The following is a 25,431-nucleotide window of genomic DNA, read 5'->3' as shown; positions in this document are numbered from 1 at the left end:
TTTCCCTTGATATGTAGACCTTGACGCGCATTGATTATAGCTAGAAATATCATTGTCACTCTATAATTTATGATGAGCGCGGAAATAGCATTTTAATAGGAATGCGTCAAAGTTATTTTTACATTCCAGTTTTACAGACAGCCCCCTACTACCAGGTGCACTGTAGTGGGTAGACCAGCCACAAGCAGGGGCGTAATTATTTAGATTGCCGCTAGGGTAAAGCTCATAATAAAGATAAAGGGGAATTGGTGACTCGTGGAGTTCACAGTTCTACAAGCCACCGAACAGTTTTAAGGTTCAGCGGAGTGAATTCACAGATTGCATTAAGCATTGTCGTTCTTGTTGACGTCATTCTCGGAAGAATCTACTTTTTCTTGGTCGGGTGGACTGGGTTCTTGATGGGTTTTGCGGAATTGACGGTACGCTACATATAATTCGTAGTATCTTATCAATTCGTCCACTGTATTATCATGAACTTGCTGAAGTGTATCTACGTTATTTATGAACCAATGGATGATATCAAGAAGTATATTCATTTGGGTATTCCTCCTGAAAATGAATGGTAAGGATTGCTCCCCTCACTATCCACAGGACAGAAGAGGTCGTTTTGAGTACCGGAACTAGCGAAGATTTTTCAAGCGTTCTCTCAGTTGGGCGAATAACTTCGTTTTCCTCTTATTTATCGCTTTCTGTGAAAGCCCAATATCAGCGGCGATATCCCGCTCGGATTTACCATTACTGAAAAGTTCCATAATCCTGCGGTTTTCAGGGTCCAATTCCTCCAGGGCTGCGAACAATTCTTCGAGCAGCAGCCTGTCCGCTACGAGTTCAGCCAATTCGACTGTGTCGGATACTTGGAAACCATCCTCGGTGAACTTATCCAATGAAAGGGTACTGCTTGTCCGTTCTATTGGCGGAAGTCCATTTTTCGCACGCTCTAAATCGCATTCGCGACAACTTTTGGTGCAACGATTACCTTTTTCATCTAAACAGCGTATTTCTCGCTCTTTGCGCTTACGCTCTGCCCAAGCAGGACGTTTATAGGCTCGATAGACTTCTTCGGAAGCAGGGATTTGCTGGCCGTCAATAATTACGTGCCACGCACCTTCGTAAAAATTACTGTTCTTTGGTTGACTCTGATTTTCTTTGCTTGACATGTAAAAAGCCCTCCTTCGGTTTGAGCCGAAATGGAGAGCTTTTTTGATATTACAAACCAGACCACAGATGGTTGGTAGCAATTCAATAGGATTTCTCCATTTCGAATTGCAACCTCAATTCCGGTGGTCGATTGCAAATATTTAGTTGTAGTTCACACAACACCGGAATGCCCTGCAGGTGGCTGTTGTGTGAAGGTTTCAATCTATGTATTAATAGTAATTCAGTCATAATCGTCCCAACAGGAAGTCGGACTTCATGATATTGGACAAAAAATGAGCCCTTACAAATAAACAGAAATACTGTTTATTTGTAAGGGCTTTGGTAATGCCCTAAAAGAAACACGAAGTCGGACTTCATGTTTTCCCGAAATTTATTTGATTGTGCGTATGAAGCAATAGAAATCAGAAAATATATTAGCGCATTTAGTTTTGGTATCTACATACCAAAACTAAATATTAATTGACTTGACTCGTATGCGTTGCTATATTTTATGTATGAAAATAACAGTGAGTTGTTTTGCAAGGGAGGGATAAAGATGCGCAACGACAAGCAGATGAACCATATTTGGAATCGTTATAATGCCTTGAGGGGATATACTGCTCAGTCAGAGCTGCCAGGTGCATTGTTCCTTTTGAAAAAGACAAAAGATGAATTTGAATCAAATTCAAAAAAACCAACTGAGCAGAAAGCTTATGAGGTAATGCTTTCAATATCGAATAGTTACGGAATGAAAAATCCATACCCGGATTCTAAGACGTTTTTTGGTGCTTTTATGGCGATGGATGATGAAGGTATTGATTGGGAAATGGTGCTGGCATCTGCAGATCATAAAGAGATGTTTTATATACCGAAAGTGCTGATTACCGAATTTGAAAAACACTTTAATCTAAACACTAAGACGGTCTTGATTCCTGAAGCTGAAAAATTTGTACCTTACCTTACTGAAGTAGTAAGCCGACATTCTGAATGTGAATTCTTCATAACTACCATGAATAGCGTGAGTAAAGTTCTTCTCGACGAAATGTTTAAGGAGTATGTCAATGTAATTGTCGAGCAGACAAGTATTTATGATTACGAGTTCTCAGCAAGGAAGTTTGATTTAATTTTAGCGGTACCTGTATTTGGAGCAAGAGAACGCGGAGAAAATAACGGAGATTTCATTTGTAGGGAATATGAAATGATAGCTGTAGAAAACTTGCTCTTACACTTGAATAGTTCGGGTGTATTGGTAATTGTACTTCCAGCTCGAATAACTTTTGCTGCGGGCTCAATTAAAGACTTAAGGGAATTTATACAAGGCATGTATAAATTGGAGGAAATAGCTGAGCTGCCAACTGGGATATTTTCATCTACCGCTATTAAGACGTATATGTTTACGATCACAACTGGCCGAACAGAAGATGTAATGATTAAGAGGTATGATGCTGCTACAAGCAACATCAAAAAAAATGGAATCAATGAACTGGTTCTCATAGATGATACATTTGTTATGCTGGAAGAGTTAATGGAAATGGGTTACTGGAATGTTGATCATATTTTTGGGATGGTGGATGAAGATTGGCAGCGTTATCAGAACTCAAGTATTAAAAAAGAAGAATTAGGTAATATTGCTGAAGTTTTTCGCGGAAAGGCGATCAACAAAAAAGATGCTAATGGTAGCATTGGAGTCGTAAATATATCGAACCTTAATGATTATGATATTGATTATACGGGTCTTGATCACATCGAAGAGGAAGAGCGTAAAGTTGCAAATTACTTACTTAGAGATGGGGATTTATTATTACCAGCACGTGGAACGGCGATCAGAATAGCGATTTTCCAAGAACAGAAGTATCCTTGCATCGCGTCATCAAACATTATTGTAATAAGACCGAATGAAAAACTGCTTTTAGGGACATACCTAAAAGTTTTCTTGGATAGCCCCTTGGGGAATAAAGTTTTAGCAGGAAAACAGCAAGGAACAGTCGTCATTAATATTAGCTATAAAGACTTGAAGACGCTAGAAATCCCGTTGCTCAAGGTTGACGAACAAAAGGTGATCGCACAAGAATATGAGCAGGAACGTTCCAGATATGTAGAAAACATTCGTCTTGCTGAGGATAGATGGAATAAAGTTATGGAGCGTCTTCAAAAAACTATTATGAATGTGAAACAATAAAATATTGACATTAATAACTGTGTTGTAATGGGGAGCTATTTAAAAAGTTTGTATGCATGCTGAGACTTCATTAAAAGTATCAGCCCAGCACCAGGGAGGAATTGCATGATCGGGGCTATCATTGGCGATATTGTCGGTTCCAGATTTGAATGGGATAATCATCGCTCGAAAGATTTTGATTTTTTAACATACAAGTGTTTTTTCACTGATGACTCGGTAATGTCATTAGCGATATGTGATGCACTTATGATCTGTAAACATGATTTTAGTGACTTGAGTGACCAAGCTGTTAAATCCATGCAAGTTATTGGGAGACCCTACCCGAGTAGCGGGTATGGAGGTATGTTTTATAAATGGATATACAGTGATTCGCCGGAACCGTATTACAGTTTCGGAAACGGTGCAGCAATGAGAGTTAGCGCCTGTGGCTACGTAGCTACTTCTATCGAAGAAGCTAAATTGCTATCCCACAAGGTGACAGTTGTAACACATAATGATCCTGAGGGGATAAAAGGTGCGGAGGCTATTGCTGTTGCAGTCTATCTGGCTCGTAGGGGGGAAAATATCTTAGAAATTCGCGATTACATTGATAAGCACTACTATCCCATGAATTTCACTCTTGATGGAATCCGGGAGACATACCAATTTAACGAGACTTGCCAAGAGACAGTTCCGCAAGCACTTGTTGCATTCTTCGAGTCACTCGATTTTGAAGACGCAATCCGGAATGCTGTCTCTATTGGTGGAGATAGTGATACGTTGGCTGCAATTACGGGAGGTGTGGCAGAAGCCTACTACGGAGTACCGACACATATTAGAAAGTACGCACTGACATTTCTTGATGAGCGCCTCCTGAAGATACTGCTTGAGTTCGAAAACTTCTATCCCGCAAAGATGGAAAAGATACAGTCTTCAGGGAGCGTCAGCATAAAAGAAGAGTCTGCCGGAGCGAAAATAAAAACGGGAGGTAGAGAAGAAATGATCCAATCAGCAATGGATGCTGCTGATGAAGCACTGAAAAACAGTACTTCGGAGCCAGAAGAAACAACAAGTCAAAAGCTATTTTCTCACCTTTTTGAAGCCTGCAATATTTTGCGCGGCCCAATTAATCGGGATGAGTATAAAAGCTATGTAACCCCAATTCTATTTTTCAAACGACTATCTGATGTATATGACGAGGAAACACAAGCCGCGTTAGAAGAATCTGGTGGCGATGAAGAATTTTCCAGTTTTCCTGAAAACCACCGTTTCATTATTCCCGATGGCTGCCATTGGCAGGACGTTCGTGAAGTAAGCGAAAATGTTGGAGTTGCAATAATCAATGCTATGAACGGCATTGAACGTGCCAATCCGGACACACTCTATGGCGTTTTTTCTAGCTTTGACGATGCAAACTGGACTGATAAAAACAAACTGTCAGATGAACGCTTAAAGGATCTCATTGAACACATGTCAGAAATCAAAGTAGGCAATGAAAACTACTCATCTGATGTGATGGGAGATAGTTATGAATATTTAATTAAAAAATTTGCTGATCTTTCAAAGAAAAATGCAGGTGAATTCTATACCCCTAGATCAGTTGTAGAATTAATGGTCAAAATCCTAGATCCGAAGCCAGGCGAGACAGTTTATGATCCTGCTTGTGGTACAGGTGGTATGTTGATCGAAGCAATTCGGAATGTACATGATGATAAGAGTACGTATGGTAGGATTTATGGTCAAGAAAAGAACTTAGCAACTTCCTCCATTGCAAGAATGAACCTCTTCTTACACGGAGCAAGGGACTTTAAGGTTAAACAAGGGGATACATTAAAATCACCTCTTTTCCTACATCGAGGAGAATTACAAACATTTGATTGTGTAATCGCGAATCCACCGTTCTCGTTAAAAGCTTGGGGGGCAGATCAATTTGCCTCAGATATTTACGGTCGAAATTTATGGGGGACCCCTTCTGATTCCAGTGCGGATTTTGCTTGGTTACAGCATATGGTGAAATCTATGGATAAAAAAAATGGACGTTGTGCAGTTGTTCTTCCGCAGGGAGTCCTTTTCCACGGAGGCAGAGAGAGAGAAATACGTGAGCAACTAATAGAATCTGACAAGTTAGAATGCGTCATTACTTTGGTAAGTGGCTTGTTTTACAGTACAGGGGTATCAGCATGTATTTTAATATTAAACAACAATAAAGTGCAGGAACATGAAGGGAAAGTCTGCCTGATAGATGCATCAAAGATATACACTGCACAAAGAGCTCAAAATATAATGACTGAAGAAGATGTTGAAGAAGTCTACAATCTGTTCAAAAATTACGAGTCAGTTATTGAAAAATCTAAAATAGTGTCCATTGAAGATATAAAATTAAAAGAGTGTACTCTCTCTGTGAATAGTTATATTGAAAAAGCATCTATAGAAACGATTTGTCCTCAGAAAGTTAAGAAGGCATTTTTGTCAGCATTAGATGAAGCTATTGAAGCAGAAGAAAACTTGAAATCCTTATTGATTGAAGGAGGATACATTAGTGAGCAGTAGTAGAATCACACTTGATGAATTGAAATCATACTTATGGAATTCAGCAGTACTCTTAAGGACTCATATTGATGCAGGTTCGTATAAGCAATACATTTTCCCACTTATGTTTTTCAAAAGAATATGCGATGTATATGATGAAGAATGTGCAGAAATCCTTGAGGAATATGACGGGGATGAGGATGCACTCGAGTGGGAAGAAAATCATAGATTCATTGTTCCGAAAGGTTTCCACTGGAATGATGTCAGATCAGTATCAGAAAATGTGGGCGTTGCAATTGTAAATGCATTTCGAGCTATCGAAAAAGGAAATCCTGAAAAATTGCAAGGTGTTTTTGGAGATGGTGCTTGGACTAATAAAAACAGATTACCTGATAAATTACTAAAAGACCTTATTGAACATTTCTCTTCAAAAACGCTCAGTATGAAAAATTGTCCTGAGGACGAACTCGGACAAGGCTATGAATATTTGATCAAGAAATTTGCTGATGATAGTGGACACACTGCACAGGAGTTTTATACAAATCGTACCGTCGTTCATCTTATGACAGAGATGCTAACACCCCAATCTGGCGAAAGTATTTACGATCCTACCTGTGGCAGTGCAGGAATGCTTATTTCAGCCATTGCTTATTTGAAGCAACAAGGACTTGAATGGAGAAATGTAAGAGCATACGGGCAAGAGATCAATGCTCTTACATCCGCGATTGGAAGGATGAATTTGTTTTTACATGGTGTAAAGGACTTTCATATAGTAAATGACGATACTTTAAAAAAACCTGCTTTTGTGGAGCATGGTGATTTAATGCAGTTTGATTTAGTGTTAGCTAATCCACCATATTCGATTAAACAATGGGATAGAGAAGCATTTTTAGCTGATAAGTATGGCCGGAATTTTCTCGGCACACCACCGCAAGGTAGGGCTGACTACGCGTTTTTCCAACATATTTTGAAGAGCCTTAATCCGAATACGGGTAGATGTGCAATTTTATTCCCACATGGTGTTTTGTTTAGGGATGAAGAAAGAGAAATGCGTGAAAAGCTTGTAAGAAGTGATTTGGTCGAATGTGTAATTGGGATCGGCAAAAATCTATTTTTTAATTCTCCGATGGAGGCATGTATTATTATATGCCGAACGAGAAAGGCACATTCTCGTAAAGGACAGGTATTATTTATTGATGCAAGATATGAAGTAACTCGAAGAAAAGCAGAGAGTTATTTGGAAGAAGACCATATACAGAAGATAGCACAAGCTTACACCGAATTTAAAGTTCAAGATGGTTTTTCAGCAATCGCCACAGTAGAACAGATTATCGGATATGACAGTAAACTGAGTATCCCGCTTTATGTTAGTGGATCTAACAGCGTTGACAATGAGGAGACGTTATATTCTGCGGAAGAGGCACTAGATGGATGGCTTGCTAGTAGTGATGCTTTTAGAAAATCTTATGAAACTTTGAAATACATGCTTTTTGAGAATGGTGGTGATGAAAATGCCTAAATATCGATTTGAAGATATTGCATTTAATATAACTAAAAAAAGAAAGCCAACATCACATGATATGAAAACATATATCGGACTAGAACATTTAGATAGCGGCAGTCTCTCTGTTACTAGATGGGGAAGCAACGTGCCAATAAAAGGCGATAAACTCCTAATGCAAAAGGGGGATATTCTTTTTGGGAAAAGGAATGCCTATCTAAGAAGAGCGGCTATTGCACCCCATGATGGACTATTTTCTGCTCATGGTATGATTCTACGACCCAATGAGGAAGTAATCTCACGAAAGTTGTTTCCTTTTTTCATTTGCTCGGATTATTTCTTTGATGCAGCTATTAGGATTTCAGTTGGATCATTGTCACCTACTATTAATTGGAGTGCACTTAAAGAACTTGAATTTATACTTCCTAATATGTATGAGCAAGAAAAACTTGCTGAGCTATTATGGGCTGCCAATGACACAAAAGAAGCTTACAAGAAATTGCTTTATCTCACTGATGAGCTTGTCAAATCGCAATTTATCGAGATGTTTGGTGATCCCAATAAAAATCCGTTTAATTGGGATAATTATCCAGTCGGAGAGTGGATAAAACGAGACTTTATTGAACGTCCGATGGACGGTAACCATGGCGGAAAACATCCTAGAGCAACAGATTATGTTTCATCGGGTGTGCCCTTTATTATGGCAAATAATTTGATCAATGGAAAAATTGACTACCATTCATGCAATTATTTAACAGAACCACAAGCGAATTCTCTTGATAAAGGCTTTGCCAAGGCAGGTGATGTGCTAATTACACACAAAGGGACTATTGGAAGAACGGCAATTGTAGACAACAAATTTGATTTTATTATGCTGACACCGCAGGTTACCTACTACCGTATTTTGAAAGGTTTAAATAACATATATCTTAAAGCATATTTCGACTCCGACTATTTTCAAACAGAAATGTTTAAGATTGCCGGAAGTGGAACGACAAGAGCATACATTGGTATTACTGCACAAAAGAAATTACCTTTAATTGTTCCACCTATTGAACTACAAAACAAGTTTGCTGATTTTGTTCAACAGAGTGATGAATCAAAATTTGAATTAAAACAAAATATTGATAACCTTGAAACCACTATTAAAGCTTTAATGATGCAAAACTTAGGTTAACTGAACTTAAATATTAAAGATTGGAGGCGTATTTGATGTTTAATGAAGATAATACGATTGAACAACTGGTAATCACAACACTTAAGAGTAATGGGTGGAAGTATGTATCATCAGAAGAATTGCAACGTGAATACTCGGATGTTATGGTTGAAACTATGGTTAAAGAGGCACTCATTCGACTTAATCCTGAAATTGCTGAAGAACCATCCCGCGCAGATGAAGTTATCTATAAACTGCGTACGTTAATATTGACGGTTCAGCCGCACAACCTAGTAACGCAGAATGAAATGTTCAAGAAGATGGTTTTTGAAGAGAATTCCTACCCATTCGGCAAAGATGGACGAATGATTCCCATTCGATTCTTTGGAACAATGACTAAAGAAGACCAAGTGTTGAACGAATATGTTGTCACCAATCAATGGGTATATCCACAAAAAGAGAACGGTAAGAGACTAGATATTGTTCTATTGATTAATGGATTCCCTGTGGCGATTGGTGAGTTAAAAACGCCTGTTCGTAATTCTATTACATGGTTGGATGCTGCTGGAGATATAGCTGCATATGAAAGAAGCATACCAGGCATGTTTGTAACTAACATATTCAATTTTGCTACAGAAGGCAAATGTTACAGATATGGTTCAGTTTGCATGCCGGTCGGAATGTGGGGCCCATGGCATACTCCGGATCATAAAAGTGAAGGAAGTCTTGCCGATGTGAAAATCAGTGTTGAAGATATGATTACACCTGAGAAGATCATGGACATTTTTCAGTTCTTTACATTATTTGCAACTGATAAAAAGTATCGTAAATATAAAGTCATATGTCGTTATCAACAATATGAAGGTGCGAATCTTATTGTGGAACGTGTAAAGGCTGGATACCCGAAACAAGGTCTTATCTGGCATTTTCAGGGTTCGGGTAAATCATTGCTGATGGTTTTTGCAGCACAAAAACTTAGAATGATGCCTGAATTAAACAATCCTACCATAGTTATCGTTGATGACCGAATTGACCTAGAGACGCAGATAACTGCAACATTTAATGCGTCTGATATTCCTAATCTTGTAAGTCTTGGCTCAAAGGACGAATTAGAATCCTTTTTCTTAGGGGACCAGAGAAAGATTGCAATAACAACAATCTTTAAGTTTGGTGATGTTAAAAAGGAACTTAACCCTAGAGACAATATCATACTTATGGTGGATGAAGCTCATAGAACTCAGGAAGGGGATCTAGGTAGTAAGATGCGTCTTGCTCTTCCGAATGCGTTTTTCTTTGGCCTTACAGGTACACCGATTAACCGTATTGATAAGAATACTTTCAATACATTTGGTGCAGTTGAGGATAAGAGTGGATATATGAGCAAGTATTCCTTTTCGGATTCAATCCGTGACAATGCGACGTTACCATTGAATTTCGAACCAGTACCAGTGGACCTACATGTGGATAGAGAAAAGCTCGATGCTGAATTCGAAGCATTAACAGAGAATTTATCTAACGAAGATAAAGCAGAGCTGTCTCGGAGAGTCAACATGAAAGCTATTATGTATGACCGCAAGCGTATCAGAAAGATATGTGAGCATATAGCGAAGCATTACCGGGAGAAAATTGAACCGAATGGATACAAAGGTCAGGTTGTTTGTTATGACAGAGCATGCTGTCTTATGTATAAAGAAGAACTTGATAAATTGCTAGGTCCAGAAGCAACTACCATCGTGATGGACACAAATAATGACAAAGAGGATAAATATAAAGCGTATAAACGTGATAGGGATGCAGAAGGAAAAGTTTTAGACAGGTTTAGAGAACCTAACGACCCATTAAAGCTTGTTATTGTAACGTCAAAGCTTCTTACTGGTTTTGATGCACCTATATTGCAGGCTATGTATCTTGATAAACCAATGAAAGATCATAATTTGCTGCAGGCCATCTGTCGTACTAACAGAACCTATAATGAAGGTAAGACTCATGGTTTGATTGTTGACTACATAGGTATTTTTGATAATGTAGCAACGGCTTTGGACTTTGATGAATCGAGCATGAAAAAGGTCATTTCGAATATTGAAGAAGTGAAAAAGCAGATTCCTGCACTAGTGCGTAAATGTTTGAGTTATTTCATGGGAGTAGACCGTACAATAGATGGCTGGGAAGGTTTAATTGCTGCACAAGAATGTTTGCCAAACAATAAGATCAAGGATGAATTTGGAGCCGATTATAAAGTGCTCAATCGAGCGTGGGATGCGCTATCGCCAGATCCGTTTCTAAATTCAATGAAATTCGATTATCAATGGCTGACAAGAGTATTCGAATCCGTGAAACCTACTGATGGCAGAGGCGGGTTGATTTGGGCTTCTCTTGGGGCGAAAACATTGGAACTAGTTCACGAGAATCTGCAAGTCGGAGAAGTACATGATGATATGGAAATTCTTACGATGGATGCAGATTTAATCGATGAATTTATTGAAAGACAAAAAGATCTGAGAAAGACAACGATCAAAGTTGAAATTGACTTGGTCGCAAGAATTCGAAAACATAGTAATGATATTAAATTCGTTAAATTAGGAGAAAAACTCGAGAATATCCGCGAGAAACATGAACAAGGTCTAATAACCAGTATTGAGTTTCTAAAACTGCTATTAGAGCTTGCGCGGGAAGCTGCAGAAGCTGAACAAGAAGTAGTGCCTGAGGAAGAAGTGGATAAAGGCAAGGCGGCATTAACAGAGCTTTTTGATGGTTTGAGGAATTCAAAGACTCCAATTATCGTCGAACGAATTGTTGGTGATATAGATGATATCGTTAAGATTGTACGATTCGATGGTTGGCAGGGGACAACTGCAGGAAAACAGGAAGTGAAAAAAGCTCTTCGGAGTGTTGTCTGGGTCAAATACAAAATTAAAGACAAAGAAGTCTTTGATAAAGCCTATCAGTACATTGAGCAATATTACTAATTCGGAGACCAGATGTGATGAGAATCCGGTAGGGGGGATAAGGTGCATAATAACTATAATTCATTCGAAGCTTACCTCGAAAACACTTATTATGATGAAATGCATCGAGCAATAAAAAACGCCATCCTTCAAAAAGGAAGATCGTTTGATCTTAATTCGTATTATATATTAGATCCATCATATATTGATATAGAGAACATACGTGTAAGAAGCATAACATTCTATGGTATAGAACACCGTCAAATTTTTTTTAATGTTACTATCAATGCTGAAATTGTTCTAAAAGGGATAGGTAAACGAAACTATGAAGCCGATAGGCATTCTATATGGTTTATTTTATCCTTCTACGGACATCTAATATCAGGCCTTCGAAAAGTCATGATAATTGATGTTAGGAATTACAGTAAAGAGAGGTTTAGCAAAGAAAACGCACTATCAAAGTACCTTGTCCCTTATTTATATTCGGAAGACCTGGATAATGAAGCTGAAAAATTCTTGCAAAGGTATTATCCAGAAGCACTGGAGAATCCAATGCCATTAGACATGGCCGAACTGCTGGACAATATGTGTCTAACTATGCATTATGCTCCTTTGCCAGATAACATCTTTGGTAAGTCATACTTTGGTGAGGCTCAGGTGGAAGTATTCGAGGAAGACATGAAACACACGCGAACAGAAAATGTTGATGTTGGAACCATATTGGTAAATCCCAATGTGTTTTTTATGAGAAATATTGGTTCTGAGAATAATACAATTGTTCATGAATGTGTTCATCACGATCTCCATGCAAACTTTTTCGAATTACAGAAGCTGCTGAATAATGACGCAGTTTCAATAAGTTGTGAAGTAGTTGAGGAATACGGAAGAGATACGGTAGGGATTGATAAAGCTTTACACTGGATGGAATGGCAAGCAAACGTTCTAACACCAAGAATCTTAATGCCTTTAAAAACTACAAAACAGAAACTGAATGAAATATTGGTACGGTTACATGGTGAAAAGCAAGATCTGCGCAATGCAGAGATTTTGCAACTTGCAATTGAGGAACTTGCTAGTTTTTTTGGCGTATCCAAATTAGCAGCAAAACTACGAGCAATTGACGTTGGGTTTGAGCAGGCAGCGGGGACTTTTGTATATGTCGAAGGTAGATACTATCCGCCATATTCCTTCCGAAGTGGCGTCCTAGGAAAGAATCAAACATTTGTAATTGATGAGATGAATGCTCTTAATGAAGCAAAAATGTCGCAAGAGCTTTCAGAGATGGTTTTCTCAGGTAAAGTTGTTTATGTAAATGCCATGTTTTGCATTAACGATCCCCATTACGTAATACGGTACGAAGATTGCTCAATTGAGTTGACCGAGTATGCATTAGAGCATGTTGATGAGTGCTGTTTGATCTTTGATAGAACAAATCGAATCAGCAAATTGTATGATGATTCCTTCTATAGAAGGTGTTTTCTCTGTAAGGATGTTAATGCTGTCAATTTTGTTGAGGCAACATACAATCCCAACTATATAGATAATCAAACTGCACAAGAGCGTGCAGAGGAGACCGCAAAAATAAGTGCTTTCTCCAAAGAAGTTTCGGATGAACTAATGAATATGCCGGGGAGCTTTTCAAAAACACTGGGATACCATATTAAAAGAAGAGGCATAACCAATGAGATTCTAGCTGAACGTTCTGGATTAAGTTCGAGGATTATTAGTGATTATAGGAATAACGAATCGTTAACAAAAGAATTACCAACGGTTATGGCATTATGTATTGGATTGAATTTACATCAGTTTTATGCGGATGACTTTATTGCAAAGGCTGGGCATCAGTGGAAAATGACGCCAGACCACATGTTATATAGATGGTTATTGGCTTCACATTCGGATGAAAACTTATATCAATGGAACAAGAGGTTAGAAGATGTAGGTGTACATCAACGTCTTCCAAGTAATAAACATTAGCCATCATTGGCGATAATCAATTCATTAGAGGTATTTTAAATAAGCCATTTACTATAGTTATACAGGACATTACAGAAATAAAAGTTGATGCTATTCTCAATGCGACGAATACCATGTGCCGGATGGTGTGTATTCATTATTTGAAATTATGGGACAATTCTTTATTGGGTATGAAGCTGAACGAGAAACCGTAGTGCAAATCAGTAATACGCCTTCTCTAGTGGACGAAAAAAGCACTCGACGAGTGTTGAAAAATTACTTGTTCGGCTTCAGCACCTTGAAAAAGTCTCAGGAAGAATCGCAGTCGGTAGCTGACCAAGTATTGGGTAAGAAACTACAGATTCAGGTGGTCGAGCATAACTATGTTCATATTGTAGATGAGCAGGGTAAAGTGAAGTGTATCATTCCGAGAGATCAGGCCATTCGTCGGGATGAGGGGTTATCCTTTCTAGATTTTGACGGAGCGACAATTAAATTTATCAGGATTGAGAAAGCAACGAAATCAAGCTTTAAAGCTATAGTCCATATTGAATAAAACTAAATCATAGGTCTGTCATGATTTGGCGCCTGTTAACACGGGCGCTTGGGTGACATCTAGTATATGGATGCGATCCACAAATGAGAGGAGTGAATCTGAATGAGCTATTTTTATTGTTATGATGGTCTGATGATGCGGAATTACAGGATAAAAATATTCGGTACATTACTCGTGCTTTGACGCTTGATAAGCATCAAAAGTTTTGGCTGTATGCTATTAATGAAGAATTTCAACAGGCTTTAGAAGAAATTAAGAACCCGAAAATATAAGGAGTGAATCTAATTTGGCAGTGAATCAATGGAGCGATCTGGAAGCTTATATTTCTCGTTCGCAAATGAACAGTCTCCACGAAGAGGCGTTCATGGAAACATATCATGCTTTATCAAGTTTTATACATAAGGGATTTCAAATGAATATGGATGAATCTGAACATGAAGAATCCTATTTGTCATGGGTAGTTAATTCAGCCCCAGATACAGGGAAAAGTACAGCATTAAATGTTCTATGCAAGAGTCTATTAAAGAAAAATGCTTCAAATCAACATGAAAAGTATCCGCTATTGCTTGTGTTTAATAATAACGACACGATGAAGAATAATGTATACAAGGATGTCTCTGAATTTGCCAAGCAACATGAAATACCAGATGCCATTGCTATGTCAATTCTGATGAGATTCATAAAGCGATAGATACCATGAGTAAATATCAAATTTTATGTATTCCTCAGCAGAGACTTCGGGATTTGATGTTAGATGATGAGTATACCATTCAAATGACCGATGAAAAAATTATTCGAGCAGCAACCTATGCATACAGGAGATATTGTAGATTATCGTAATGAACGATATTTAATTACCAGTCAGGTGGACCAAAATAAAAAGTCGTGTCGAGGTAGGATGAAAAAGTGTAATCAATGGTTAGCTTTGAATTGGAATGGACAGGTAAAGCGGTTTGATGCTGTGGTAGAAGCCAGAGCGTTTTCAGTTGAAGCTGGAAAACTGATTTCTGTACCAGAGGGAAACATTCTAGTCAGTCTAGAGGACAACGTAGATACGAAGGGCATACATTAAGCCAACGATTTTATATGACGCGTAGATCAGCAAGTTCGGGTTATGGGCAACGCTTTGGGCCAAGCAAGCATCACCGCGAAAATGTATATATCGCTTGAACGATATATTTACTTTATAAAATGACCCATTCATGGGAATACTTTAAATGTTTAAAATTGGAAGGGAGGGTTGTGGGAAGAGAAAAAGCTGATAGTAATTTTGAGCCAATTACCTTCCAAAGTCAGGAACGGAGCTGATTTAATCGTGATTTATGGATTCGGGTAAATTAAAATTAAATACAGGCTCATATTGAATCAGTGGGATCGATAGAAGTGAAGAGAAAACGGGCATCATCTGGAAAAAGGGGTGTTGTGAGAAGGAGTGGCTTTTGATATTATAGGTAATTTATATAATAGAAAGAAATATACTCCTTTTGGTTGTCTCGACACATGTGGAGTGCGTGGTAGTAATATATCGAGATGAGAAGCATTGATGTACAAGGGTTTAAGAGCAACTTGGATATGTTCCTGCATTCAAAAAACCGCTTTAGGGTTGAGTGTGGGAACATATTTTATTTTCATGCATAAGGCACACGAGAAGTTGGTGGAGTTGATATATAGGGAAAACACTTTATTACTTTGGTTTAGAAGTTACTGATATTCAAAATTAATAATATTCTGTAGGTTCTATGTCATCAAAAATTATTTGATTTCAGTCTGACTACTTTGGAGTTATTATCAGAGGGTTTATCTTTTATAAAAATCTTCAGGATGATTTTTGTTGAAAATTAGAGGGAAATTTACCCATGATGACGAATCTATAACTAGTCGAAAAGACCTACTTCAATAAAGAAAGAGATGACTATATAATGGACCAATTAACAAAAGGTACTTGGGTCGTTAATTCAAATAAACATTTGATGCAAATTAAAGCTAATACGTCAGAGCTAAGTTATTTTGAAGCAACTGAACAATCAGGAAAAGCAGGAACGTTACTTGGCAGGTTGATTGCTGATAAGCAAGAAATAATTCCTTTTAAAACAGCTAAGATCTTTGCTCGGCAATCCGGGATTACTCCAGCTGAAACCAAGGTCTATTTGGATTACTTAAAAAAAGAGGGAAAGATTGATTATAATAAGGATGCGACTAACAAGATAAAAGAATTAGAAATATATTGTTTTTCAACAGTTGATGCTTTACAAACTGTTGCTAATATGTATGAAAAGTTTGACCCAAGCGAGTTCGAGCAAGCTAGTCTTTTGGGACTTCAATCCACATATGAGTTGCCTAGATATCATGATGAGATGGCTAATATTCTTACCACTAATGGTATAAGTGAAGAAGCTGCTAAAACAACGATTGAACTTCAACAAGTGCTTGGACTTGTAAAAACAAGTGGAGATCCGAGTGAGCAAATCTTATATAATGAATATGCATTTACTGGTGACCCCTCAAAAGTTGTAAAAGCATTAAGCAGTTTGGATTCAAATGAAAGAGATATGGTGAATGAAGTTCAGCAATTAATAATTGATTCACCTGGTTTTCATGCAGAAGCAATACCTCAACATATTAGCCCCAAAATTATTAGTTTAATGGAGGGGGTTGGCCTTTTAGATGGTATAACTGTTAAATCACCTTTTGGAGAAGCTGTTTACTATACAACCCCTCAAGTAAAAGGTCAAGGAGTTGGAAATGTTTTCTCAATATCAGAGGATATATTTCATAAAGCAAAAATTCTCCTTAGTTGTTTAAGATTTGGTCAAACTAAGTCTGCATATGGTAGAGGTCGTATATCGACACAAGATAAAATGGTTAATATAGTAAATAAGCTTTGTCGAAAAGAATGGGTTGGTCCATGTACAGCCATTGGACAAGATTATCAATTACTCGAACTGGATGGAGTCATTGAAACTAGTCCAGTTGGAGGTAATCAGTATCTAATGAGATTACGACAAGCAGAAGTTGGAAATATGGTTAAACAACTTTTAACCTTCAAAAAACTACTTCCAGAGGACGAAGTAGATGTTAGTGATTTTTTAAAAACACAGCCTACTGGATATTTAACTCCTGAACTAAGACGAAAAATGATAGAAGCTACTGATACTGCGCCAGTAGCTGATGCTAGGGCAAGGTTACTTACCTCCCTCAGAACGGGGATGAATTGAAGATGAACAAAAATATTGATGGTAGAAATACTTTTAATAATCAAACACCTAAGAATACTGGAGAAAAAGGCTATTCATTAGAGTATATGGTGACAGGCCTATTTCAAAGTCAAGGTTATTTGGCGAGGCGGTCAATACCTTTGCAATATGGTCCTGTAAATCAAGATGCAACTGATGTAGATGTACTTGGCATTCAATTTACGTTACCATTTAGGGGTCACCGAATTATTTGCGATTGTAAAAATAAACAGAAATCAAAACCATACGAACGCATTTTTTGGGCGAAGGGGTTAGGGGAATTCACCAATGCATCTGATGTATATGTGGCCTTGCCCAAAACTTCTTCTGAAATTATTAATTTTGCTTTGACTGGAGGTGTACGAGTGCTGACTAACGATAAGGTCAGCCAGTTTTCCAGCATACCTTCTGGTTCCTATGGTATAGCCGATGAAAAATTTTATAAAGGCTTCTTTGCTGCTATTGATAGAGTATTAAAAAATGATAAGCAAGCAGAGAAAATATGTTTAATAGTTAGAAAACTCTATCTAAAAGATGACCCCTTTACTTCTGTTAATATTGCATTTGATTATTTGAAGATAGCTACAAAACAATTATCAATATCAAAATACAATTCTGACCATAATACATTTTGGAAGTATCTCTGTTGTGAGCTTGTTGTGTTAATTGGATTACAAATTCTTTGGATATGTGCTGATACTTATTCTTTGTCAGAAAAAGCTAGGGAAGAACGAATTCTAACCAAACTAACATATGGTGAACTGGAAGCATCACAAGTGCATAAACTATTAAATTCTGCTGGGGATTTAGCAAATGAAATAGTACGAGCGAGCATTCCTTCGTCATATTTGCCTAAAACAAGATTAATCGAGTTTGGAGAGTTTCCACCTCCTGAGTATGCGTATAGTCTTATTGGTATTGTGGAAAGAGCTTTACAAAATCCGCAATGGTATGTGGATATGCCCCAACTATTGGATTTTTTGTTATTTGAACAAGGCTTAAAAGGTAAAGATTTTTCAGACAATGCATATCGACATATGTTTAAAAGTGGTCTCTCAGATGAAAAGTTAAAAGCTTCCAAAAACATACTGTCTTTTGTCAAAGACTCTGTAGGCTTTGAATGGAAATCTATTTGGTCCAAACCCCTCGAGGAGAAGTTGGTTCCAGACACAAATAAACAATCGAATGATGGAAACTCTGATCCTCATGTTGAAAAGATAAACGATGAAGTGAAAAATATTAAAACTATCTCAATTAGTGATCAAGAGACGAAAAACATTCCTTCTCAAACGATTTTGAATGAGAAGTCTATAGAAATGAATAATGTTTCCTCAACAAAAAAAATAGATAATAAAGTGCAGTCGGGCATATCAAAAGACCCAAGGACTTTGTTTAAACAAGAAATGATTAGTCTAAAGGGAAGTTCTGTTGCAAAAAATAGAAGTACGGTTAGTCAAGATCCATTTACTTTACTTAACGATGACTTCATCAGTAAGTATACAAGCTATAAAAATCTCAACCAATTATTGAAGGATAATCAGTTCAGAACGTATGATGACATCATGAGTATGAAATATGATGAACGTAATTTATTTTCACAGAAAGTGAGTAAGTTTAGTAAATGGGATGACTTATTAAAAAAAGCTGTTTTAGAGATTACAGAAACAAGATTAAAAGGTTTAAAAGAGGAGCAAGAGTAGCATCGTTCAGAGAGGGTATAACTGTCTATACCTTTGTTTATATTATTTTAATACCTGTAACTAAAAAGTGTTGGCTAGTTCTGACTAGTCAATGCTTTTTTATTTTGTTATTATTAATTGTTAAGAAAGAAGGAGAATGCAAACAAAATGGCGAATTTTAAGATTTGAAATGTCGAAATTTGATTTGAGGTAGGATAAACAACAATGGATAATGCACCAACTATCTTTTCATTTTTTTCCGGAGCAGGTTTTTTGGATTTAGGGTTTGAAAAAACCGGATATAATGTTGCGTTTGTAAACGAGTATCATCGTCCTTTTATGGAGACATATATACACTCACGCAGAGTTATGGGGATTCCAGAACCTGAATTTGGATATCATTTATGCGACATAACTGAGTTTGAGCAAGAGGTTGAAAGTGAGTCTTTATCAAGATTAATTAATAGAACAAAAAATGAAAAACGTTTAGTTGGATTTATTGGTGGTCCTCCTTGTCCTGACTTTTCTGTGGCCGGAAAAAACAGAGGTCAAGAAGGTGAAAACGGTAGATTGTCTGCAACATACATTGATTTAATTTGCAAACAAAAGCCTGATTTTTTCTTGTTTGAGAATGTAAAAGGACTTTGGCGAACAACCAAACATCGAGCGTTTTATGAAGAGATGAAAATAAAACTTCATGGATGCGGATATTTAACAACTGAACGTTTAATTAATTCAATTGAATATGGTGCACCTCAACAGCGTGAACGTATTATATTAATTGGTTTTCAAAAAAGTGTATTAAAGAATCTAGGGATTAAGCTTGATGCAGGTCAATCTCTAACAGATATCTTCCCTTGGGAAGAACATTTGAAATATCGTACTGATGATATTAATGCTATGCCCTGGCCTGGAATGGAACCATTTCTTGAAGAAGTTGAGCGTGAAAAACCAGAAGGTATAAGTGAAGAATTGACAGTTGATTATTGGTTCAAAAAAAATGATGTTGAAAATCATCCCAATGCTCATCAATACTTCACTCCAAGAGCAGGACTGGCGAAATTTTTAGTTATTCCAGAGGGGGATGATTCTAAGAAGTCATACAAGCGTTTGCATCGATGGAGGCCTTCTCCAACAGTAGCGTATGGTAACAATGAAGTTCATCTACATCCATATAAAGCTCGCCGCTTGTCAGTTGCAGAAGCATTAGCACTACAAAGCTTGCCGAAAGAATATGAATTACCTCCAGCCATCACGTTATCAAACGCATTCAAGACAGTGGGAAATGGTGTTCCTTATGAAGCAGCCAAAGGGATTGCTGAAACTATTTTGGATTTTTTAAAGGTGGATCAGAATGAGTAGACTAACCGCAGCTAACCTTGTCCATGAAATTGGAATGTTGCCAAAAAGTAGTGTATATAATTATGTTCACAGCAAGACCCCTACACTTATTAAAATTGTTAATGTGGTTAAGCCAGAAGGACCAATTGTTATTCAAAGGATTCGCCCCAATAAAGGTGAGACCTGGAATAATGCTAAGGATGAATCCATTTCTACGCAAATGATTTGGAGGCTAGCAAATACACTTGTTCCAAATCATCCAATAAATGTAGATAGAATATTTGGTGGAAGCTACAATACTCGTTCTGCACTGGAAGCGTTACTTGCCCACACATCTCAATTTTATTATTGTTATCCAGGCCGTATCGAGAGCATCAGTTCTAATAATAAAATTAAACCTGGTCATAAGCATATTATGTGGTGTCCAGATAATCCTCATGCTCCAAACGTTATGGTCAAAGCTGAAGTGGATATAGTCATTTCAGAAGTTCCCAATACTGAAATTGTCTATGATGCATTGGTTCTTCCAGACGAGATTCAAACGCCTGAGTTAGACATTGAGATGAAGCGTAGACATTGTCAAATGCAAATAGCTCTTATTGAAATTGGTCAACATCTTGGTTTTAAAACATGGATTGCTCAAAATGATAAAGGCATTATCTATAAGAATCGAAAAATAGGCGAAATGAAAGATGTTATTGCTTCACTAAAAAAAGAAGAAAATGTAATGCAAAACTTTTATGATGCTCAAAAGGCAGCATTACTTATTGATTGTATTTGGTTCAAAAATGGCAAGTTAATGCCAGCTGTGATGGAAGTTGAGCATAGCACAGGTGTTACAAGTGGATTAACACGTATGAAAGGGCTACAAGATGCTTTACCACCATTTCCAACTCGTTATGTCATTGTAGCTCCTGATGAGGATAGAGATAAAGTGTTTAGAGAAGCATCAAGACCTCAGTTCCAATCCTTAAATGCCAGATTTTTCCCTTATAGTGCAGTTGAAGAAATGTATGCCTTATTCAAGAGACGTAAATTAAAAGGTATTACAGAAGAGTTTTTGGATAGCTATATGGAGCCAGTGCTGTCTCAATTAGCTTAAAAGTAGCCTACCCTCAATTATTGTGGGTGGGCTACTTTTATGATTGGATATTTTATAATTTTACTTTTTGTTTAAAGGGAGTTCATTAGATGCCTGTTAAAATCATTCATAATCGAACCGAAGCAGAGATTTACCTAAACGAAACGAAAATTTATTTGAAAGGATATATCTAGAATTTATTAAATAATCTTAGTCGTAACTATCGCGCTGTTTAATTTGCGTAAAGTTTGAAAGTTTATTAATCTTACTGAGCAAATTGCTTGTGAGCTTTTTACTGCTACTACTAATGAAGGTAATAACAAAAAGTGAATTCAATAGTATTACAGTCAACTCAAATCAAGTCGATAAATATATATTTTTTGCCTCCCAAAATTAGTTAGAGTCAGGTTTAATATTGGATGACAATAGATATTATTACTGGTGTTAATCTAAAGTGAATTGGCATTTATTAAGAGGAGAAATATCATCCTCTGTTTGTTGCGCCTTTTTAAAAGCTTCCCCTCTTTATAAAAAGTTCTCTAAACCTCGGTCTTTTAAACCGACCGTATATTCTGTATAATGTAAATAGAACACTTGTTCTGTATTCTCATTAATAATATCGGAGGCTAACAGATGATCAAAAAAAGACAATATCACCTATGGCAATACCAACTTGGCGATGTAACAGAACGGAACGGCGAGTTTACATTGGTTTATACTTTGGCAGATGCCAAGCAAACAAGTGAAACTTTCATGTATTACATTTTGCACGAAAAAATAATGAATAAGCAATTCGATGCTACAGTAGAGTACATAACCAATCAAGATACTTCCAACCTTAAATCCAATAATAGCAAGCCGATCAGAAAAAAGAAGAATCTCCTCCCAATCATGACCATCGAAACTGGACGTGGACGTAGTGAAGAGGACAATGACAAACTCAAACGTTTGCTGGAAAAGGGCTTTACCGCCATCTATTCAAATACAAACGGTCAAGAGAGTGCTCGACATACCTATGTATTTTTGAATAATGTCCTTTCCGGTGCTCAAAACAAAGAATGTCGTCAGCTATTTGTACTGGAGAAATACGCTGAAGCGTTGAAAGCACATGTTTCCCTTGGAACTGAACCGACTAAATGTACTGTATCTAAAAATCTGACGCGCAATGCCCTAATGACAACAGACGTGTATCTCTATCCTGTAGATATGAAGCAATTAACTATTTGTATCCTCCCTGATAAAGAAATACCCGTGACGGAAGATGTGGAGATGATCCTTCCATATGATCGTACACCCGAAGAAGAAGGCAGATATGCAAAACTTCAAGCCTACATGGAAGAAGAAAAACACTATGAAAAGCAACGCCAAAAAATCAACAAAAAGGTCAAAGAGCATAAAATCGAGCTTCCTATCGCACCTAACGATAGAGACCAATACAAAACGACTGGTCGCTGGGAAAAAGAGAATAATAGACGGGTATGCTTAGAGCATCTCAGTAAGCCTGCATGGAAAGTCGAAAAGAAAGATGGCGTTTCGGTTCCCGTATGGACTATCGACCAAACTGAGCCGCATGAGAAAAAAGAACTCCCCATCACACCATGGTCAACGGGATTGCAATTAGCTGAAGTAAAAAATCATACGGTTATGGAAAATGTATTTGACGGTATGGGTTTGGTCTCAAAAGAGTTAGGCCAGCAGATGGAGCGTTTCCTACAGGTAGACTATACGATTGCAGGTTATCAATTACGCTTGCCAGCAATCAAAGGCTTTTTTCCTTGTGTAGATTTTCATGGATATTTCCGTAAGCATAACGTAAATCGAATTCAGGATATATTCGGAACATGGCATGATGTAGATAAAATTGATATTTTGACCACCGAGTCTACTTTTAAAGCGAAGCTGCAAGTGATCGGAGAAAAGCCAGACGGTTCAGAGGAGAAAGCCTGGTTATTTCCCTCTATAGCAGCATACCAGTCTAAATTGATCGAGTATGGCTATGATGCGATTGGGATCTCCAATATTGCTAAGCCAGTACATGAACAATACCGGAAATCATCATATCAGTTATTACTGGCACTTGATCTGCAAGCCAGAGATGTCGTTTGCTTATCCCGTGTGCAGGGTGATCTCATATATCAGGCATTAAGCATCTATCGCAAAGAGGAGCTGGATTGGGAAGATCTCCGCTATTTGCAAGCATTTTTGCACTTGGTGTATCGGGAAAATTCAGATAATGGAATTGGTAAACAGTGTAGTGATGCCATTCATGCTCTACACCTTAATAAAAAATTGGCATTCGATCATAAAGTAAGGCAAACGATCAAGGAAGTAATCGATCATAAAATAGATGAAATGGGCTTGGGGAAGTTTTATGTTGAAGCCAAGTATCTGTATGTGACACAAGATATTTTAGCATTTTTGTCTTACGCTGCGGCAGCGGATCATCATACTTGGGAATATACAGGGTTTTTGTCTGCCAAGCAGAGTTACTGTGGCGGTGCGATATTAGGTCAGAATCTGTTTGCGAGAAATCCGATCATGTCCTTCAGTGAAATCACGCGAACCACATTCGTGGATTATGAAGGTGAGGATGCTGAGTTTATTCGTCATATCGACAATATTGTGCAGCTTCCTTTGGGGACCGAGCCAGATCGTCTTGGCGGCGCAGACAGGGACGGCGATGAACTACTGGTTTTGTCTACAGAATTAAATTTGGTCGAGACTCAGATTGAATACCTTCAGCAGTACAATTTTAAGGTTAATAACGAAAAAAGTGAACACCACGGTAAAAATCGGCTTGACCTGTTGAATGAGAATATTCAGCAGCATTTTGCGGAACGTTTTCCCGCTCAGGCTAAAGTATCACTGGCAGACTATGTGATCGATTCACTGGTACAAGTCAACGATGCAGATAAATCCACCGCTCCTTCACAGGATTGGAACAAGGCAAATGTTATTGATTTTATTATTCGCTCTGAAGATAAAACGGGTGAAATCACCGATATTAATACAACGATTGAAAATATCGCTAACGCGAAGGATAGGTTATTGCAATACAAGTTTCCGATTGCGATCATGAAGCATTTACAAGCCCTATGTATAGATGCTTCCAAATCCGGTCTGTTCGACCAAGTTGTCATTCCAGATGTAATTCAGCATCGGTATGGAACATTGAAGCCACAATTTACATTTTTCAAAGACGGAAAAACCTACAACAAGGATCGTGAGCACATCTCGGCCTTAGATCTGCTTGCTAATTCCATGTTTTCGTTTAAGAAATATGTAAACCAAATCATGCTGGAGGATACAGATCGAAAAATTAGAAAGCATCAGTTTGAGAATGTCTATCAGTATTTTCAAAATCCTGACTTGGATATAGTTTGTGTGGATCAAGCGATTGATGCGTTAAATGCAACCTATAAAGCGTTTTTGCAAAGAAATAAAGAGCTAACGCAAGAGAAGCAAAGCCTGAATCCATTCGCATCAGACGAGAAGCAGAAGCGATTGCGAAAAGAAGTGGATGCCAAATTTGCAGAGCTATATCGGGAAACGAAAGCAGCAGCAGAACACATATGTGATTGTCCTTCTCTACTTGCTACGGCTGCTGTGCGGAAGACTTACGTTGACTCCAAAGCGAAAAATTCGAATGAAAATTATTCTTTCTGCTGGGTGGTCGCTAGTGAAGGAATGCTGCAAAATGTACAGCTTTATTATGAGGATAAAGATAAAGTTTATATCCAGCAGGCAAAAGAGAGCGATAAATATACCTTTGAGTGGTTAGGCCATAACTATACCACAGTGATGAAACGAGAAGCCTACACATTACAATGGCCTGAAGGCAAAGATATGAGTATCCCTGACATGTACCTTAAACGACAGGATGCGAAGCTCGAAGATCTCATCGACTATAAAATTTCCTTGGTAAGCAGCGAAAAGAGGACATGGAATCCCAAAGAAGTAGCTGAGAAAATAATGGGGCAAACGTATACCCTGTTCGATGACCGAGGATGGCTTGGCGTGGCTGAAGGATTGAGTATTGCTCGCAAAGCAGGAGATTCCATCTTCAATTGCTATATAAACAAGTCGATAACCATTAAACAGATTATAAAGACAACGAACGCTTCTATCATTTGCCAGGCAGACTTTCGAGCATAATCAT

Annotated in this window: 16 protein-coding genes; 14 read left to right on the top strand and 2 right to left on the bottom strand. The window is 37.7% G+C overall.

The window, feature by feature from the left end; all coding sequences use genetic code 11:
* Positions 1–323: 323 nt before the first annotated feature.
* Both HFE01_RS23255 and HFE01_RS23250 read right to left on the bottom strand, forming a co-directional pair.
* Positions 324–536, bottom strand: a complete 213-nt coding sequence (locus HFE01_RS23255; protein ID WP_107735088.1) for a hypothetical protein — start codon at positions 534–536, stop codon at positions 324–326.
* Between the two features lie 84 nt (positions 537–620).
* Positions 621–1,157, bottom strand: a complete 537-nt coding sequence (locus HFE01_RS23250; RefSeq protein WP_107735089.1) for a sigma-70 family RNA polymerase sigma factor — start codon at positions 1,155–1,157, stop codon at positions 621–623.
* A gap of 536 nt (positions 1,158–1,693) precedes the next feature.
* On the opposite strand from HFE01_RS23250, the gene HFE01_RS23245 reads away from it, so the two are divergent.
* The 14 genes from HFE01_RS23245 (at position 1,694) to HFE01_RS23180 (ending at position 25,427) form a co-directional block, all read left to right on the top strand.
* Positions 1,694–3,316 carry a restriction endonuclease subunit S gene (locus tag HFE01_RS23245; protein WP_107735090.1) on the top strand — a complete coding sequence of 541 codons (1,623 nt, stop codon included), beginning with the start codon at positions 1,694–1,696 and terminating at the stop codon, positions 3,314–3,316.
* A 105-nt stretch (positions 3,317–3,421) separates the two neighbouring features.
* Positions 3,422–5,845: an N-6 DNA methylase gene (locus HFE01_RS23240; protein ID WP_107735091.1), complete on the top strand. Its 2,424-nt coding sequence runs from the start codon at positions 3,422–3,424 to the stop codon at positions 5,843–5,845.
* Complete coding sequence (locus tag HFE01_RS23235; protein WP_107735092.1) at positions 5,835–7,343, top strand: type I restriction-modification system subunit M; 1,509 nt, start codon at positions 5,835–5,837, stop codon at positions 7,341–7,343. The genes HFE01_RS23240 and HFE01_RS23235 overlap by 11 nt, the downstream gene beginning before the upstream one ends.
* A complete protein-coding gene (locus tag HFE01_RS23230) occupies positions 7,336–8,502 on the top strand; it encodes a restriction endonuclease subunit S (protein ID WP_167438492.1) in 1,167 nt (388 codons plus the stop codon). The genes HFE01_RS23235 and HFE01_RS23230 overlap by 8 nt, the downstream gene beginning before the upstream one ends.
* 35 nt (positions 8,503–8,537) lie before the next feature.
* The gene (locus tag HFE01_RS23225; RefSeq protein ID WP_107735094.1) at positions 8,538–11,447 is read left to right on the top strand and encodes a type I restriction endonuclease subunit R; all 2,910 of its coding nucleotides are present in this window, start codon (positions 8,538–8,540) and stop codon (positions 11,445–11,447) included.
* Positions 11,448–11,489: 42 nt separating this feature from the next.
* Positions 11,490–13,403 (top strand): helix-turn-helix domain-containing protein, encoded by a 1,914-nt coding sequence (locus HFE01_RS23220; RefSeq protein ID WP_107735095.1) that lies wholly within the window; start codon positions 11,490–11,492, stop codon positions 13,401–13,403.
* A 148-nt stretch (positions 13,404–13,551) separates the two neighbouring features.
* Complete coding sequence (locus tag HFE01_RS23215; RefSeq protein WP_243208244.1) at positions 13,552–13,938, top strand: hypothetical protein; 387 nt, start codon at positions 13,552–13,554, stop codon at positions 13,936–13,938.
* A gap of 286 nt (positions 13,939–14,224) precedes the next feature.
* On the top strand, positions 14,225–14,629 hold the full coding sequence (locus HFE01_RS23210) for a hypothetical protein (RefSeq protein ID WP_107735096.1): 405 nt from the start codon (positions 14,225–14,227) through the stop codon (positions 14,627–14,629).
* A gap of 90 nt (positions 14,630–14,719) precedes the next feature.
* A complete protein-coding gene (locus tag HFE01_RS23205) occupies positions 14,720–15,010 on the top strand; it encodes a hypothetical protein (RefSeq protein WP_243208243.1) in 291 nt (96 codons plus the stop codon).
* 847 nt (positions 15,011–15,857) lie between these two features.
* Positions 15,858–17,153 carry a hypothetical protein gene (locus HFE01_RS23200; protein WP_107735097.1) on the top strand — a complete coding sequence of 432 codons (1,296 nt, stop codon included), beginning with the start codon at positions 15,858–15,860 and terminating at the stop codon, positions 17,151–17,153.
* Between the two features lie 2 nt (positions 17,154–17,155).
* Positions 17,156–18,871: a hypothetical protein gene (locus HFE01_RS23195; protein WP_107735098.1), complete on the top strand. Its 1,716-nt coding sequence runs from the start codon at positions 17,156–17,158 to the stop codon at positions 18,869–18,871.
* A 204-nt stretch (positions 18,872–19,075) separates the two neighbouring features.
* Positions 19,076–20,212, top strand: a complete 1,137-nt coding sequence (locus tag HFE01_RS23190; protein ID WP_107735099.1) for a DNA cytosine methyltransferase — start codon at positions 19,076–19,078, stop codon at positions 20,210–20,212.
* A complete protein-coding gene (locus HFE01_RS23185; protein WP_107735100.1) occupies positions 20,205–21,293 on the top strand; it encodes a restriction endonuclease in 1,089 nt (362 codons plus the stop codon). The genes HFE01_RS23190 and HFE01_RS23185 overlap by 8 nt, the downstream gene beginning before the upstream one ends.
* A 612-nt stretch (positions 21,294–21,905) precedes the next feature.
* Positions 21,906–25,427: a hypothetical protein gene (locus HFE01_RS23180; protein ID WP_107735101.1), complete on the top strand. Its 3,522-nt coding sequence runs from the start codon at positions 21,906–21,908 to the stop codon at positions 25,425–25,427.
* Positions 25,428–25,431: the final 4 nt, after the last annotated feature.

The sequence above is a fragment of the Paenibacillus sp. EKM10P genome (genome assembly GCF_011800655.1).
GTDB classification, from domain to species: domain Bacteria; phylum Bacillota; class Bacilli; order Paenibacillales; family Paenibacillaceae; genus Paenibacillus; species Paenibacillus polymyxa.
Note: the sequence above shows the minus strand (reverse complement) of the source record. Positions and strands in the feature narration are given on the sequence as shown.

Bases quoted from the DNA above. Each gene is read 5' to 3' on its own strand.
- HFE01_RS23180 (WP_107735101.1), top strand. From the start codon at position 21,906: ATGATCAAAAAAAGACAATATCACCTATGGCAATACCAACTTGGCGAT.
- HFE01_RS23225 (WP_107735094.1), top strand. From the start codon at position 8,538: ATGTTTAATGAAGATAATACGATTGAACAACTGGTAATCACAACACTT.
- HFE01_RS23205 (WP_243208243.1), top strand. From the start codon at position 14,720: ATGAAAAAATTATTCGAGCAGCAACCTATGCATACAGGAGATATTGTA.
- HFE01_RS23240 (WP_107735091.1), top strand. From the start codon at position 3,422: ATGATCGGGGCTATCATTGGCGATATTGTCGGTTCCAGATTTGAATGG.
- HFE01_RS23250 (WP_107735089.1), bottom strand. From the start codon at position 1,157: ATGTCAAGCAAAGAAAATCAGAGTCAACCAAAGAACAGTAATTTTTAC.
- HFE01_RS23190 (WP_107735099.1), top strand. From the start codon at position 19,076: ATGGATAATGCACCAACTATCTTTTCATTTTTTTCCGGAGCAGGTTTT.
- HFE01_RS23230 (WP_167438492.1), top strand. From the start codon at position 7,336: ATGCCTAAATATCGATTTGAAGATATTGCATTTAATATAACTAAAAAA.
- HFE01_RS23200 (WP_107735097.1), top strand. From the start codon at position 15,858: ATGGACCAATTAACAAAAGGTACTTGGGTCGTTAATTCAAATAAACAT.
- HFE01_RS23185 (WP_107735100.1), top strand. From the start codon at position 20,205: ATGAGTAGACTAACCGCAGCTAACCTTGTCCATGAAATTGGAATGTTG.
- HFE01_RS23195 (WP_107735098.1), top strand. From the start codon at position 17,156: ATGAACAAAAATATTGATGGTAGAAATACTTTTAATAATCAAACACCT.
- HFE01_RS23255 (WP_107735088.1), bottom strand. From the start codon at position 536: ATGAATATACTTCTTGATATCATCCATTGGTTCATAAATAACGTAGAT.
- HFE01_RS23245 (WP_107735090.1), top strand. From the start codon at position 1,694: ATGCGCAACGACAAGCAGATGAACCATATTTGGAATCGTTATAATGCC.
- HFE01_RS23215 (WP_243208244.1), top strand. From the start codon at position 13,552: ATGGGACAATTCTTTATTGGGTATGAAGCTGAACGAGAAACCGTAGTG.